This window comes from Pseudoalteromonas sp. S1650 (assembly GCF_005887195.1).
GTDB classification, from domain to species: domain Bacteria; phylum Pseudomonadota; class Gammaproteobacteria; order Enterobacterales; family Alteromonadaceae; genus Pseudoalteromonas; species Pseudoalteromonas simplex.
In genome coordinates this window covers 32,131-46,575 of sequence record NZ_PNDF01000021.1, presented here as the reverse complement: position 1 = coordinate 46,575, position 14,445 = coordinate 32,131, and the positions used below count along the sequence as shown (strand labels likewise).

Sequence of the window (14,445 nt, the reverse complement as noted above, 5' to 3'; positions counted from 1 at the left end):
ATCAGGGTGACTATGCGAGAGCAAATATGAAATTTATACGACAGATACGGTTATTTAGACTACAAAAACCTTTTGAATAAAATTCAATATAGACCAAAGTGCTATTGATGAAGTTTTATTTTCATCAAGAAACAAAAAAGTCGCTTAAAAAAGCGACTTTACAAAATCAAGTTTGTTCAGCGATTAATCGATCAGCTGTGAAATCGCAACATCAGGATTCACATCTTGCTCGTAATCTACACTGTCGATACCAAAACCGAATAAACGTAAAAACTCATTATGGTAACCCACGTAATCCGTTAATTCGTCAATTGTATCTGTATCCACTGTATCCCAAACATGTTGTACACGAGCTTGAACATCATCTTCTAACTCTTTGTAGTTTTGGAATAAATGACCACCTTCGTCAAAACGTGGTGTTTCACCGTAAAGGTTTTCAGTAAATAGTGAGTGAATTTGCTCAATGGTACCTTCGTAAGTACCGTCTGCTTTCATTACTTTGAATAAAGCAGAGATATATAAAGGCATAATTGGAATTGCCGAGCTTGCTTGTGTCACAACCGCATTTAACGAAGAAACATACGCTTCACCATTTAAGCCTTTTGTTGACTCTTTGATTGCTTGCGTTGCACGGTCAAGATCTTCTTTCGCTTTACCAATTGTCGCATGACCGTAAATTGGCCATGTTAATTCTTTACCGATATAAGTGTAAGCCGTTGTTTTGAAGTTATCAGCAAGTACATCTGCTTCTTTTAATGCGTCAATCCACATTTCCCAATCTTCACCGCCCATTACTTTAATTGTATTGTCGATGTCTTCTTGGTTTGCTGCTTCAACCGTTACTTCATCAATCACACGCTTTGAAGTGTTTAGGTTCTTCGTAGTGATATCTGAGCCAATAGGCTTAAGTGTTGATGAGTAAGTCTCACCTGTATTTGGATCAGTACGACGAGGTGACGCAAGGCTGTAGATAACTAAATCAATTTTACCTAGATCGGCTTTGATAGTATCAATTGCTTTTTGCTTGATTTCGTTAGAAAACGCGTCGCCATTGATATTTTTAGACCATAAACCAGCTTCTTCAGCGGCTGCTTGGAATGCTGCTGTGTTGTACCAACCTGCAGAACCCGTTTTGCGTTCGCTACCTTCTTTTTCAAAGAAAATACCTAACGTTTTAGCACCGCCACCAAATGCAGCCGTGATACGTGATGCTAGGCCGTAACCTGTAGACGCACCTATCACTAATACATTCTTAGGTGCATTGCTCAGTGGTCCTTGCGCTTTCACATAATTAATTTGTTCTTGTACGTGCTCAGCACACCCTACTGGATGCGCGTTAGTGCAGATAAATCCACGAATTTTCGGCTTAATGACCATTGATCATCCTATATCTATCACAATAAAAATTAGCGCTAGTTTAAAGGCTAATAGTTAAAATACAGGTCTGATCAGTAAACTTTTCAGACCCACGTAAATTTTTCGAGCTTAAAACACCCAAGTAACCAGCAGTCTAGAGTGACTGTCCTTCTAACTTTGAGTGACTGTCCTGCTAACTTTGAGTGACTGTCTTTCTAACTTTAGGTGACTGTCCTTCTAACTTTGAGTGACTGTCCTGCTAATTTAGTCGAACTTTGAGCCGCCTAAGCACTTTGGTGATTCAGGTGCCTGTCCATGTTGTTCACTGAACTCTTCGGGAGTAAATGTGTGAATCGCTAATGCATGAATGTGATTTGCTAATTCATCTTTTAATAGCTCATTAATTTGACGGTGACGGGCAAGTAAACGTTTACCTGCAAATTCTTCACTCACAACCACCACTTTAAAATGCGACTCAGTTCCACGACTATGCATATGGCTTTCATTGACAACATTCAGGTGTTTACATTCGATACCCGCAGCAAGCTTTTGCTCAATTTGTTGTTGCATTGACATGTGTCATAGACCTTTCATAAGAAAATAATTGCCAGCTACTATATCAAGGGCATGGCTCAATTTACCAATGATTTTATATAATTGAACGAAAGGTAAGATTAATTCGAGGGTGTTTGAGTCTTTGCTGCTTCGGCAAACTATGCTGGTAATCGCGCTGGCTAAAACCATTCATGATTAAACAGCTACCACTTTGCAGCACAATGCTATATTGTTCATTTTTATATTTGTGCTTTATTTTAAATACACGTTCGGCCCCTAGTGATACAGACGCGATTGTTGGTTGCTCACCAAGTTCTTTCTCATCGTCACTATGCCAGCCCATACAATCATGACCATCTCGATACAAATTAACTAAAAGCGCATTAAATGGTATCTGCAAAGTTCTTGATAAGCGTACACGCATAGCATCAAGTACCTCTGGCCAAGGCTCAACGATTAATTTTGAACCCGAGTAACCATAATTTACGTTCTGATCAGCAATAAAGCATTGCAAACGCGGGATCACATGGCTTTTTCCGTACACTTTTATAGCCGGTTGCTGCCAGTTGAGCTGCTGCTGAAGAAAGTAAAATAATTCGAGGCTTTTTTGCGCACTCAATGTATTGGCTTGGTAAGAAAACCCATCAGGTAGATGATTAGGGTTGGCGTTTGGCTGTTGCATGTTAGAATTTACCTATACATTAATACTTTCGTAAAATCATGATGACCACCCAAGCACAGCTCGGTGATAACACCTATACCCTAGAACGCTTTCCGTTAGATCAAAAAAATCGCAGTCTTCAAGCATGGGACTCTGGCGATGAATATCTTGTCAATTATGTACAAGAGCACTATCCAGATGCAAATTCAATCCTGATACTCAATGACAGTTTTGGCGCCTTATCCTGTGCCTTTAATACGTTAACAGTTTATTCAGTTAACGACTCGTATATTGGTCATCAAGCTACCCGCTATAATTTACAAACCAATGAGTTATCAACAGATTCTTTAACGCAACTGGACTCATTAGCAGCATTACCTAATCAGGTTGATTTAGTGATATTAAAAGTGCCACGCAATTTAGGCTATCTTCAGCATCAACTTGCCGCAATCAGTGCAGCTTTACCTGCTGACATTGATGTTATTGCAGCTGGAAAAACGAAAGACATTCATAACTCAACAATAAAGGCTTTTAGTCAGTATATCGGTGAAACATCAACCAGCTTAGCGGTTAAAAAGTCCCGTTTAATTATCAGTAAAACCAGTGGTCTTAATAAAGTAGCCCCCTTTCCTGTTAACTGGCCACTTGAAGGCAGTGAATTTGAAATTCAAAATCATGCCAATGTATTTTCTCGGGACTCATTAGATATCGGCGCGCGCTTTTTCTTTAACTATTTGCCACAAACAAGTAAAGCCCGCAGCATCATTGATTTAGGCTGTGGTAATGGTGTTGTTGGGTTGATGACTCTCAAACGTTGCCCTAAAGCCCATGTAACCTTCGTTGATGAGTCCTTTATGGCCGTTGAATCTGCCAAATTGAACATAACTCACAATTTACCTGAGCAATTAGACCAGTGTGAGTTTGTTCAAAACGACTGTTTAACCGATTTTCAACCTAACAGTGTTGACCTTGTTTTATGTAACCCACCATTCCACCAAGCGCAAGCGGTCACCGATCATATCGCTTGGCAAATGTTCAAACAGGCAAAACAAACATTAAAGCACGGTGGTGAATTAAGAATTATTGGTAATCGTCATCTAGACTATCATGAAAAGTTAAAACGCATGTTCGGCAATTGTAAGCTATTAGGATCTAATAAAAAGTTTGTCGTACTAAGTGCTACAAAGAATAATTAATGGAGCTAACTAAATGAAAAAAATACTTCCTTTATGCTTGCTAGCCGCCCTATCTGCGTGTAGCAATCAGCCAAATCAGTTAATTTTGAACCCCGTTTATCAAGGCGGGAAAATTTCAACTATTAACAGTAATGTTAGCACCAGCGTAATTGACTTACGTGGTGACAATGTGACTCTTAAAATCATTGGTTCAGACAAAGTAAAAACGCTTGCAAGCCCTGGAATAGCTGATTCTGTGAAAAGTGCCTTAGACAGTGCTCTGAGCCGAAATGGTGCAAACATTTCAAACTTAGCAACTACACGTTTTGAATTAGATATTCATAAGTTGCAAGCAACTGTCACCGAAAAGATGATGACGCACAGTAGTGCTGCAAATGTGGAGTTTGGTTTAAGAGTGATTAAAAGTACAAGTAACTTTAGTAAGATATACCGCGGCAACGCAAATCTTGAAGGACCACTCAGTCATGACCGTGCAAAAATAGAAGGTCAACTTAATAAGTTGACTGAACAGGTTATAACACGCATTGTATCTGACCCAGAATTAATCGCCTATTTAGAAGGTTAACCATGAAACGCATTTTATTACTTAGTTTTTTATTGTTTTTTGCTCACAGTTCATTCGCAGCGACTGAAGGTAAGTTTATTCAAAAAGACAATATGTTTCCACGCGTAGAAATTGTCACTACGCTTGGCAGTATTGTGGTCGAAATGGATCGTTCACGCGCACCAATCACAGTAAATAACTTTCTAACTTACGTTGCCGATGGTAGCTATCAAGGTAGTGTATTTCACCGTGTTGAACGTGATGAAGACAACGAACGTGATTTTGTAATTCAAGGCGGAGGTTACGATAAAGACTACGATGGTCTGTACGAAGGTGACCCTATTTTCAATGAAAGTGGCAACGGGTTAAAAAACGATATGTATAGTATCGCAATGGCATATCAAGACCGTAAACCACACTCAGGTACGCGTCAATTCTTCTTTAATATGGACGACAACGACCATCTTAATCCAGGTCGTGATTGGGGCTTTGCTGTATTTGGTATGGTCATGGATGGCTACGAAACTCTAGACAAAATCATGCGTGTCGAAACTGCTTTCAATGAAAAAATTGGTTACAGCTTTGTACCCAAAGATCCTGTTGTTATCTTAAACGTAAAAGTGCTTGACGCTAATCAATAATAAATAGGGGCGCACGCCCCTTAAACTGGCAACACTATGACAAAAACCCTTTCTTTTTCAGAGTATTTCTCATACTTCAAAGATAAACGTTTAATTAATATATTTATTTTTGGTATTAGCAGCGGCTTTCCGTGGGTATTGATTGGCTCTGTCATGTCGGCCTGGCTAAAAGATGAAGGCCTAAGCCGCAGCATGATTGGGTTGTTTGGCATCGTGTTTGGTGCATATAGCATTAACTTTTTATGGTCACCGCTCGTTGACCGTGTAAAGTTACCCTTTTTATTTAACTGGCTAGGCCAGCGCCGTAGCTGGATTTTACTCTGCCAGTCAGTCATTTTTATTGGTACCTTTTCGCTTGCAGGGCTCGATATCAAAGCCAACCTTTGGTTTGCTGCCGCACTGTGTTTAGTGATTGCAATAGCATCTGCAACTCAAGACATTGCTATTGATGCATTTCGTATCGACACTTTAGCCGAAAACGAAAGCCATAAAGCCACCGCAGCGGCAGCAATGGCAACCTCAGGTTGGTGGAGCGGCTATGCTCTATTAGGCGCCCTACCGTTTTATATGGCCGACATTCCTTCAATTGATTGGCCACAAGTTTACTTTTTCCTATCTGTCGTGATGCTGCTATTAATGAGCAGCGTATTTTGGGCGAAAGAACCAGAATCAAATCGCGATGCAGTTCAAGCAGAGCTTGAGCAAACCTATCAACAAAAGCTGGCTGGTAGTACGCAAACTCGCTTTGCTAAAGTTATTGCATGGCTTGCTGTAACCGTTTTTGATCCTTTTAGAACCTTCTTCGCCCGTAACGGGGTAAAAACAGCATTGGCTTTATTAGCTTTTATTTTCTTATTTAAAATCGGCGAGGCCTTCTTAGGGCGAATGTCTATCGTGTTTTATAAAGAAGTGGGCTTCTCGAATAGCGATATTGCTACCTTCTCAAAAGTAGGTACGGCAGTACTTACTATCGCTTTCACCTTTCTAGGTAGTTTGTTTAACCAACGATATGGCATTGTTAAAGGCTTATTTATTAGTGGTATTGCGATGGCAGCCTCAAATCTCGCCTTCGCTTGGATTGCTATAGCAGGCCCTAAATTGAGCCTTTACGCGTTTGCAATCATTATTGATGGTTTTACACAGGCTTGGTCTCTGGTTGCCATGGTGGCGTTTATATCTATGCTTTGCGACCGAGCATTTAGTGCCACTCACTATGCGCTACTTGCTTCATTAGGTAATTTAGGTAGAACTTTACTTTCAAGTTATAGCGGCGTGGTCATTGATGACTGGTTAGGAGGAAATTGGGCGATGTTCTTTGTAGTGACAGCACTTATGGTTTTACCTTCATTAATTTTCTTATTTTTAATTAGGCATAAGCTTTATGCACTAGAAAACAACTATCATCAAAGGGATTTAACAAGTTAGATACGAAAGTAATTTTAGAGGAGAGATAAATGGTGAAATTTTAATAGCGCCTCCCTGCACTATTTGTATTACTTTAGTAGTGTCATTTCACCACAAAGCACTAAAAAATTATGCGTCTTTTAGCAAATTAAGACCTTCGTACGGGTCAACTTCTAAAGCATCGCAATAACGTATGAACTCAATAACATCTAGTCGACGTTCTTGGTTTTCAATTTTACCGATAAAAGAATGCGGCGTACCTAAAACCTGCGCAAGGCTACGCATTGTGTGACCTTTCTCGTGGCGTTTAGTTTTAAGCCATTTCGTTAATTTCGAGTTTTCTTCAGAAGAAACTGTTTTACCCATCATAAAATACATCTCCTACTAGATGATTTAAATTAATAAACTTAAGAGTGAAATTTGCCCGTCTCACTCTTGGATACATTATATACTAATAATTTTCACTTTGAATTATTAATTATACAAATGTCCACCTTTTAGGTATGGACCTTATTAGTATACATGTCTTAGTGTAGCTAAAATTAAAGCATGTGCTCTATAGTTAACTGGTTAACTGTACCAAAAAATTGATCAATTGGAAGTCAAACAAGATGAAAGTATCGCTTTAAATTCTGCATATTTATGCTTAAAGTGTACGTAAATACTGAAAAAGGCTAAGAAATGTTTCGTATATTATTTTTGTTGCCAATTGTACTGTGTGTAGCATGGTACCTATTTTTTAAACACAATCGAGTACCAATTAAGCAAGGTAAAAATGGCTTTGTATACATTTTGGTCGCATCAGCGTTAGTTTTAGGCTTCTTTTTACTGATGATTAAAGTGACCCAACACTAGGGTCACTCATTTTTAATTAATCGGTAACGAATTTACCTATTACTATCTACGGCGATCTCGCAGCATTAACAAACACGGTGTAAGCACAAGTGTCAACACCGTGGCAAATGTTAAACCACCCGCAACGGCTGTTGCCAATTGCACCCACCACTGAGTAGATGGCGCACCAAAATCAATGTGACGGTTAAATAAATCAATATTCACTTGGAGTACCATTGGCATCAATCCCAAAATGGTGGTAACAGTCGTTAGCAATACCGGACGCAAACGCTGTGCACCGGTTCGCAAAATCGCATCTTTGGCAGCCAGACCTTGGCTTCGTAAAACATTATAGGTATCAATCAATACTATATTGTTATTAACCACAATACCTGCAAGCGAAATAACCCCAATACCTGACATCACAATACCAAACGGTTGCTGTAATACGATTAAACCTAAGAACACACCCACAGTTGAAAATAGCACAGCACTTAAAATCAAAAATGCTTGATAAAAGCTATTAAATTGCGTCACCAAAATGATACCCATCACAAATAGGGCAACCACAAAAGCCTGCTCAAGAAAGGCTTCTGATTCATCTTGATCTTCAGTTTCACCACGCACTTTAATTTTCACGCGAGGGTCTAATCCTTGCTCTTCTAATTGCGCTTGTAAGCGCGGCAATGCCTTGGCAAGTTGTTCACCCGGCTTCATGTCAGCATTAACGGTAACAACGCGTTGAGAATCTACACGACGGATAGTATCGACTTTAGGCGCTGCTTGACGCTCAACAAAGTGACTAATTGGCACTTGCCCGTGCATGGTTTTTACACGAAGCGTTTCAAGACGTCCTAAATCACGTTTGTCATGGGGGAAACGTACGCGAATATCAATCTCGTCATCCACATCATCTGGACGGTATTCCCCTAATTTCAAGCCATTGGTAATAAGCTGAACATTTGCCCCTAACATACTGGCGTCGGCACCAAAACGAGCGGCATCCGAACGATTCAATTTAAGTTGCCACTCAATGCCTGGTTTTGAAGCACTGTCATCAACATTTCGAAACGCGCCATCATTCTCGATAGCTTGCCTTACTCGTTTAGCTTCACTGTTAAGCACATCAACAAACCGAGAGCTCAGCTCAATGCTTAACGCTTTACCACCACCCGGGCCGTTTTCATCTTTACGAAGTTCAATTTCTACACCGGCATAACTTGCCGTGATTTCGTTAACTTGGCTGATAATATCTTCTGCGGGCGGACGCTCATCCCAATCTTTTAGATTCATTCTAAACGTGCCTACTTGATCTTTACCACCAGTACGGGCATACAGAGTTTTTATACCTTCCACTTTTAGGATGCGCGACTCAATATCTTTCATGATCACGTCTTTTTCAAAGATGGATAAGTCACTGTAAGAACGTACTTTGATATTGACGCCATTTGGCTCAACATCAGGAAAGAACTCAACGCCAAGCTTAGAAATAGCAAAGGCAAAAAACACCATAATAGAAAACACGATTGCAGCAGCAAGGCTCCACCAAGGACGCTCTGTTGCATAATCAAGCACTCGAATATAACGCCCTAGCATCCCTTTAATTTGTGTTAAATCGCCAGACTCTGCTAACTCTAAATCATGTTTTTGCTGCTCAGAAAGCGGCCTTGATTTACCTATTAGTCCACCAATAGTTGGTACAAACACCAGTGCCATAAGTAATGATGCAGACAAGGTAGCAATAAGTGTAATCGGCAAGTATTTCATAAACTCGCCCATCATTCCCGGCCAAAATATCAGCGGGGCAAAGGCCGCTAATGTTGTTGCCGTAGAGGCGATAATTGGCCATGCCATTCGTTCTGCAGCCAGTTTATATGCAACCTTGCGCTGTTTGCCTTCACTCATTGCTCTGTCTGCAAACTCACTAACAACAATTGCGCCATCCACCAGCATACCGACAGCCATGATGAGCGCAAAGAGCACTACGATATTCACCGTTAAACCAAACACAGAGATCACTAAAATCCCCGTTAAGAATGAACCGGGAATGGCAATACCCACTAAAAATGCCGTGCGCGCACCAAGTACTGCCACAATAACGATAACCACCAATAATACGGCAGACAGCACATTATTTTGCAGATCAGAGAGCATCATCTTTACGTCTTTTGACATGTCGCCGGTGTAATCAACGCGTATATGATCAGGCCATATTTTCTTGGCCTCATTGACCACTTGCTTCACTTGTTCGACCGTATCAATAATATTTTCACCTGCACGTTTTTTTACTTCCAGCGAAACCGCATGGCGGCCATTAATACGTGCGATTGAGGTTGGGTCTTTATACGCTCGACGAATTTTTGCTACGTCCATAAAACGTACCACCCTATCGCCAACGACTTTCACGGGTTGCTCCATGACATCCTGAATCGTCTCAAATACCGACGGGATTTTTACAGCAAAGCGTCCTTTACCAGTATCAAGTGTACCGGCAGCAACTAAGCGGTTGTTATTTGATAGCAGTTGAATGATGTCACTCGGTTCTAAGCCATAAGAAATCATCGCCAGTGGATCGACCTCAATTTCGACCATGTCCTCGCGATCACCACCTACATCAACTTCTAATACGCTAGAAATGCTTTCTAGTTCATCTTTAAGATTACGAGCAAGTGTTAACAAACCTCGTTCTGGCGCATCACCGGACAAAGTTAATGTAATAGTCGGTTGCTCGTCTTCCATCAAGATTTCATGAACTTCTGGTTCTTCTGATTCAGAAGGCAGTTTCGCCTTAGCTAAGCTGACTTTATCTCGTACATCAGCTAAGGCTTCTTTGGGATCCATACCCGCGATAAATTCAAGGGTCACAGAGGCATGCCCTTCACTTGCCACCGCTGACATTTCTTTTACGCCTTCAATCGAGCGGAGCTCAATCTCCATTGGCCTAACTAATAGCCGCTCAGCATCTTCAGGGGAAATACCGTCATGAATAATCGACACATAAATAAAAGGAATGGTGACATCAGGATTCGCTTCTTTAGGGATGGTTTGATATGTCACCCAGCCCGAGATCAGCAACAAGATGAAAATAGATAAAACTGTACGCGTGTGAGTCAACGACGCTTCGATTAAGTTTTTCATACTTAGTTGCTCGTAGTTCCAGTAAACACTGGCTCAACTTTATCACCGGCACGCACAAAACCTTGACCAAGGGTAATGACATTTGCTTGTTCGCCTAAACCCCAAAGCCAAACCCCCTGCTCGGTACTTTTAGCCAGATTCACCGATTTAAACTCAACAATATTATCGTCATTCACGACTTTTACGCCGATATTACCTTGCTCATCAAGGGCCATAAAAGCCGGGCTTAATAACATTGCAGGCTCAGTTGGCAACTCAATATTTAGCTGAGTCGAAAAACCTGCTTTGTATTTCATTCCTGGGTTTTCAAACGCCGCTTCGATGCGAAATGTATTGGTGCTGTCATCAGCAACAGATGCAATATAACGAATACGACCAGGATAGGTTTTGTCATTTAAAACATGAGCAAAAGTAGCTTGCCCGACTTCTAAGCCTTGCACTTCTTTTTGAGTCGCATCGGCTCTAACAATTAACGGGTCTAAATCAGCGAGCTGTAAAATAGGGTCGCCTATGCCAACATAATCACCAATTTCGACTAAACGTTTGTTAATAACGCCATCAAAAGCAGCGCGTACTTCAGTGCGCTCTAGTTTTAATTCAAGGCTAACTAAGGTTGCTTTAGCCTGTTGCAACATAGCTTGCGCTTGCATGGTTAATACTTTGTTCTGTAAACCTTGCTGATTTAGCTTAAGGGCGCCTTCGTATTCAGTTTGATACTGTGCCACTAAGGCTTCTGCTGATGTAATTTGGGCGGCTAAATCAGATTTATCGAGGCGTAAAATAACCTGTTCTTGTTTTACAAACTGACCTTCTTCAACCAAGATTTCGAGTACTTGTCCTGCTTGCCTAGCGCTAATATTTGCGATTTTGTCAGGCTCTGATTTACCGTAAAAGGTCAGGTTTTTATTTATTTTCTTAGCAACTAATGACATCACCTGCACTTTAGGCAAGCGCTCTTGGGCTTGTTCTTTACTTTGCTGCGCGTTTTGATCTGCTTTGCTATCGCCGGATAGCATCCACAATATAATCACCAAAACAATGGCGATAGCTAAAATATAGGGTTTCTTTTCTATTGTTGTAGTTATATTTGGCAACGCAAAATTCCTTCTAATAATGCGTAAAATTTAGCAGAGGCAGGATATTATGAGAAGTTTAAGCAATAAAAAAGCCACATCAAGTGGCTTTCATAAATAATTAAACGCTGAAGCTGGCTCCGCAACCACAGGTTGTAGTTGCGTTCGGGTTATTCACAAAAAAGCGAGCCCCTTCAAGGCCTTCTGTGTAATCAACGGTACCATCAACTAGGTATTGAATACTCATAGGGTCAACAACTAGCGTTACACCATTTTTAACAATTTCTAAATCGCCAGGGTTAGCTTTTTCATCAAAAGTAAAACCATATTGGAAACCTGAGCAACCACCACCTGTAACGTATACACGTAGCTTTAGATCAGGATTTTCTTCTTCCTCGATTAACTGTTTAACGCGAACAGCTGCTGCATCGCTGAACTTGATTGGCAACTCATCTGACATACCAAAACCCTCAAAACCTATAATGGTCGCAATTATCTAATACCCGAGTATTTTAATCAAGTATCGCCTCCCATTGAAAATATTTTAGTATAGGATTGGCTAACATATTCGCATTGAACTAACATTTAATTGTAGTACTTTTTACCCATATAAAAGTTATGCGATGAGGGACCATCACAGTGATAGATCATTTAAAGCTGCATTTCATTAGTCCAAGCTTAACTAGCTCGCAAACAATCCCTGCGCAGTACGATAGTTTACTCGTTTGCTTATCCGTACTTACTGCGGTCTTTGCTTCTTACATTTCATTTTTACTATCAGCAAAAATTAAAAGCTCTCAATTAAGAAATGAAAGCCTTGTATGGACTTTGTTAGCATCGTGCTTTTTAGGTATTGGTATCTGGGGTATGCATTTTGTAGGTATGCTCGCCTATAAACTTCCTATCGCTGTTGAATACAACATCACGGTCACTTTGATCTCTATTTTGCCAAGCGTTTTTGCAAGTTATATTGTTCTTTCCCCCACTATTGGGCGTGGCAAAGGGCTAGTTTTTCGAAGTGTACTTATGGGGGCTGGTATTGGTTGTATGCACTTTATTGGCATGATGGCAATGATGATGCCAGCCCACATGGCCTATGAACCTTGGTTATTTTCATTATCGATTTTAGTCGCAATTGTTCTTTCTGGCATTGCACTATGGATTAATGATTTTAGAAATGAGCGTGAGGTAAACCAAACACGTATAAACATTCTCGTTGCAGTCATTATGGGGAGTGCTATTTCAAGCATGCACTACATTGGTATGATTTCAATGACTGTATTTGAGACTGATTATACCATTTATACATCTGGCCATGATAACGCTGCGCTTGCAAAATTAATTATATCCGTCTTATTAGCCCTAAGTCTGTTTGTATTAGGAATTGTCGAACTTAGAGCACGAAGTTTACTATCAGCCAAACTTGAAGCCGTGCTGAATACAGTTCAAGATGTCGTTATTAGCTTTAATAATGTAGGAGTAATTGAATTCGCTAACCCAGCAGTTCTTCCTGTTTTTGGCTATGAACCAACCCACCTAATCGGTAAACATATCCACACTTTAATCCCAAAACAATCATCGCAGTTAGATGAGATATTCTGCGACCCACAGCAAAAAAAAGAAAACGTGAGTACAAATAAGAGCCGCCTATTAAAGGGGTTACGTAAAGATAAATGCTACTTTCCTATCACTCTCACAATTAGCTCCATTGGCAAAAAAGAAGCGGGCTCTTACGTTGCAACTATTAAAGACCTAAGCGACATTCAAAACCAAGAAGCGTTTACACAAACAATTTTCGATAACTTACCTATTATGCTGTTCGTAAAAGAGGCCGAGCATCTAACATTTAGCCATGTCAATAAAGCAGGTGAGCAACTTTTAGGTAAAACTAAAGAGCAACTCATTGGCTTAAATGACTTTGATATTTTTAGCGATGAGGACGCCGTGAATTTTATTCAAACAGATAGGGATGTACTAAAAAGTAACGAAACACTTTTTGTAACTGAGAAGCCTATGACCATAAATGGTCGAACGCATTATCTTCGAACCAGAAAGCTCGCAATTAGAGACGCTCAAGGAAAAGCTCGCTACTTACTGGATGTATCTGAAGATGTTACTGAATTAAAACAAGCAAAAACAGATCTTGAGAACTTACACCAACGGATGTCAATGGCTGCAGATGCAGCACACATTGGAATTTGGGAGTGGAACTTTGAAACCAATGAATTAATCTGGGATGACTGGATGCATACCTTGTTCGAAATTCCAAAAACATCTTTTAAAGGCAATTACTCAACATGGGCGAGCACCTTACACCCAGATGATTATGAGGACGTTACAAATAAGCTCAAGCTTTCGATACTAAACAATGAAGAATTTCATGCTGAGTTTCGTATCGTTTTATCTTCTGGCAGAACTCGCTACATCAATGCCGACGGAAGAATCTACGGAAAACGGATGATCGGCGTCAATTTTGATATTACCAAGCGGGTTTTGGCTGAACAACAGATACGAATGTTGGCACAAACAGATCATCTTACCGGTCTTGCAAATAGAAGCGCTTTAAGTAAGTTTATTAATCATGAGTTTGACCGTGTTGAACGCACAGGTGGTAAGGTTGGTTGTTTATACTTTGACCTTGACAAATTTAAGCCCATCAATGACACCCATGGTCATTTAGTTGGTGATTTCGTGCTTGTTGAAATTGCTAAACGGTTACTTGAAACAGCCCGAAAAACAGATTGTGTTGCACGCATTGGGGGTGATGAATTTGTCATAGTCATTACTGATATAGAAAATCAAAATCAGATTGAGCGAGCTCTAACACGTTTTATTAACTCAATATCAACGCCAATTGCATCTGAGGTGGGTTATTTAAGTGTAGGCGCAAGTGTTGGTTATGCTTTATATCCTGATGATGCAAAATCACTTGACGACTTATTAAATAAAGCTGATGAGCGCATGTACAAGCAAAAACATAACTCTCCTATGACAGTGATAAGTATGCAACCATAACCTTGGCTCAGTCATTAAATATTATAAT

The 14,445-nt window shown here is 40.2% G+C and carries 12 protein-coding genes; 5 read left to right on the top strand and 7 right to left on the bottom strand.

Annotated features, from left to right (window positions below; genetic code table 11):
• Positions 1 to 183: 183 nt before the first annotated feature.
• The 3 genes from fabV to CWB80_RS06850 form a co-directional block, all read right to left on the bottom strand.
• Positions 184 to 1,377, bottom strand: a complete 1,194-nt coding sequence (fabV, locus tag CWB80_RS06860) for an enoyl-ACP reductase FabV (protein ID WP_138601765.1) — start codon at positions 1,375 to 1,377, stop codon at positions 184 to 186.
• A 243-nt stretch (positions 1,378 to 1,620) separates the two neighbouring features.
• Positions 1,621 to 1,932, bottom strand: coding sequence for a BolA family protein (locus CWB80_RS06855; protein ID WP_054554277.1), 312 nt, complete (start codon positions 1,930 to 1,932; stop codon positions 1,621 to 1,623).
• Between the two features lie 73 nt (positions 1,933 to 2,005).
• Positions 2,006 to 2,593 carry an alpha-ketoglutarate-dependent dioxygenase AlkB family protein gene (locus tag CWB80_RS06850; protein WP_138601767.1) on the bottom strand — a complete coding sequence of 196 codons (588 nt, stop codon included), beginning with the start codon at positions 2,591 to 2,593 and terminating at the stop codon, positions 2,006 to 2,008.
• 41 nt (positions 2,594 to 2,634) lie between these two features.
• Between CWB80_RS06850 and CWB80_RS06845 the strand changes: the two genes are divergently transcribed.
• The 4 genes from CWB80_RS06845 to CWB80_RS06830 are packed head-to-tail and all read left to right on the top strand — an operon-like array spanning position 2,635 to position 6,378.
• Entirely contained in the window at positions 2,635 to 3,768 is a 1,134-nt protein-coding gene (locus tag CWB80_RS06845; protein ID WP_138601817.1) for a methyltransferase, read from the top strand.
• A 13-nt stretch (positions 3,769 to 3,781) separates the two neighbouring features.
• The gene (locus CWB80_RS06840; RefSeq protein ID WP_054554274.1) at positions 3,782 to 4,333 is read left to right on the top strand and encodes a YajG family lipoprotein; all 552 of its coding nucleotides are present in this window, start codon (positions 3,782 to 3,784) and stop codon (positions 4,331 to 4,333) included.
• 2 nt (positions 4,334 to 4,335) lie between these two features.
• Positions 4,336 to 4,953, top strand: coding sequence for a peptidylprolyl isomerase (locus CWB80_RS06835; protein WP_054554273.1), 618 nt, complete (start codon positions 4,336 to 4,338; stop codon positions 4,951 to 4,953).
• Positions 4,954 to 4,989: 36 nt separating this feature from the next.
• A complete protein-coding gene (locus tag CWB80_RS06830) occupies positions 4,990 to 6,378 on the top strand; it encodes an AmpG family muropeptide MFS transporter (protein WP_138601769.1) in 1,389 nt (462 codons plus the stop codon).
• Between the two features lie 108 nt (positions 6,379 to 6,486).
• Here CWB80_RS06830 and CWB80_RS06825 read toward each other — a convergent pair whose 3' ends face one another.
• The 4 genes from CWB80_RS06825 to erpA all read right to left on the bottom strand — a co-directional run bounded on the left by CWB80_RS06825 (position 6,487) and on the right by erpA (position 11,862).
• Positions 6,487 to 6,726: a helix-turn-helix domain-containing protein gene (locus CWB80_RS06825; RefSeq protein WP_054554271.1), complete on the bottom strand. Its 240-nt coding sequence runs from the start codon at positions 6,724 to 6,726 to the stop codon at positions 6,487 to 6,489.
• Between the two features lie 528 nt (positions 6,727 to 7,254).
• Complete coding sequence (locus CWB80_RS06820; protein WP_138601771.1) at positions 7,255 to 10,329, bottom strand: efflux RND transporter permease subunit; 3,075 nt, start codon at positions 10,327 to 10,329, stop codon at positions 7,255 to 7,257.
• A 2-nt stretch (positions 10,330 to 10,331) separates the two neighbouring features.
• Complete coding sequence (locus CWB80_RS06815) at positions 10,332 to 11,423, bottom strand: efflux RND transporter periplasmic adaptor subunit (protein ID WP_249362537.1); 1,092 nt, start codon at positions 11,421 to 11,423, stop codon at positions 10,332 to 10,334.
• Between the two features lie 100 nt (positions 11,424 to 11,523).
• Positions 11,524 to 11,862: an iron-sulfur cluster insertion protein ErpA gene (erpA, locus tag CWB80_RS06810; RefSeq protein WP_036966451.1), complete on the bottom strand. Its 339-nt coding sequence runs from the start codon at positions 11,860 to 11,862 to the stop codon at positions 11,524 to 11,526.
• Between the two features lie 179 nt (positions 11,863 to 12,041).
• On the opposite strand from erpA, the gene CWB80_RS06805 reads away from it, so the two are divergent.
• Complete coding sequence (locus CWB80_RS06805) at positions 12,042 to 14,417, top strand: diguanylate cyclase domain-containing protein (RefSeq protein ID WP_138601773.1); 2,376 nt, start codon at positions 12,042 to 12,044, stop codon at positions 14,415 to 14,417.
• Positions 14,418 to 14,445: the final 28 nt, after the last annotated feature.

Coding starts and splice junctions, on each gene's coding strand:
- CWB80_RS06845 (WP_138601817.1), top strand. CDS start 2,635: ATGACCACCCAAGCACAGCTCGGTGATAACACCTATACCCTAGAACGC.
- fabV (WP_138601765.1), bottom strand. CDS start 1,377: ATGGTCATTAAGCCGAAAATTCGTGGATTTATCTGCACTAACGCGCAT.
- erpA (WP_036966451.1), bottom strand. CDS start 11,862: ATGTCAGATGAGTTGCCAATCAAGTTCAGCGATGCAGCAGCTGTTCGC.
- CWB80_RS06820 (WP_138601771.1), bottom strand. CDS start 10,329: ATGAAAAACTTAATCGAAGCGTCGTTGACTCACACGCGTACAGTTTTA.
- CWB80_RS06825 (WP_054554271.1), bottom strand. CDS start 6,726: ATGATGGGTAAAACAGTTTCTTCTGAAGAAAACTCGAAATTAACGAAA.
- CWB80_RS06830 (WP_138601769.1), top strand. CDS start 4,990: ATGACAAAAACCCTTTCTTTTTCAGAGTATTTCTCATACTTCAAAGAT.
- CWB80_RS06855 (WP_054554277.1), bottom strand. CDS start 1,932: ATGTCAATGCAACAACAAATTGAGCAAAAGCTTGCTGCGGGTATCGAA.
- CWB80_RS06840 (WP_054554274.1), top strand. CDS start 3,782: ATGAAAAAAATACTTCCTTTATGCTTGCTAGCCGCCCTATCTGCGTGT.
- CWB80_RS06850 (WP_138601767.1), bottom strand. CDS start 2,593: ATGCAACAGCCAAACGCCAACCCTAATCATCTACCTGATGGGTTTTCT.
- CWB80_RS06835 (WP_054554273.1), top strand. CDS start 4,336: ATGAAACGCATTTTATTACTTAGTTTTTTATTGTTTTTTGCTCACAGT.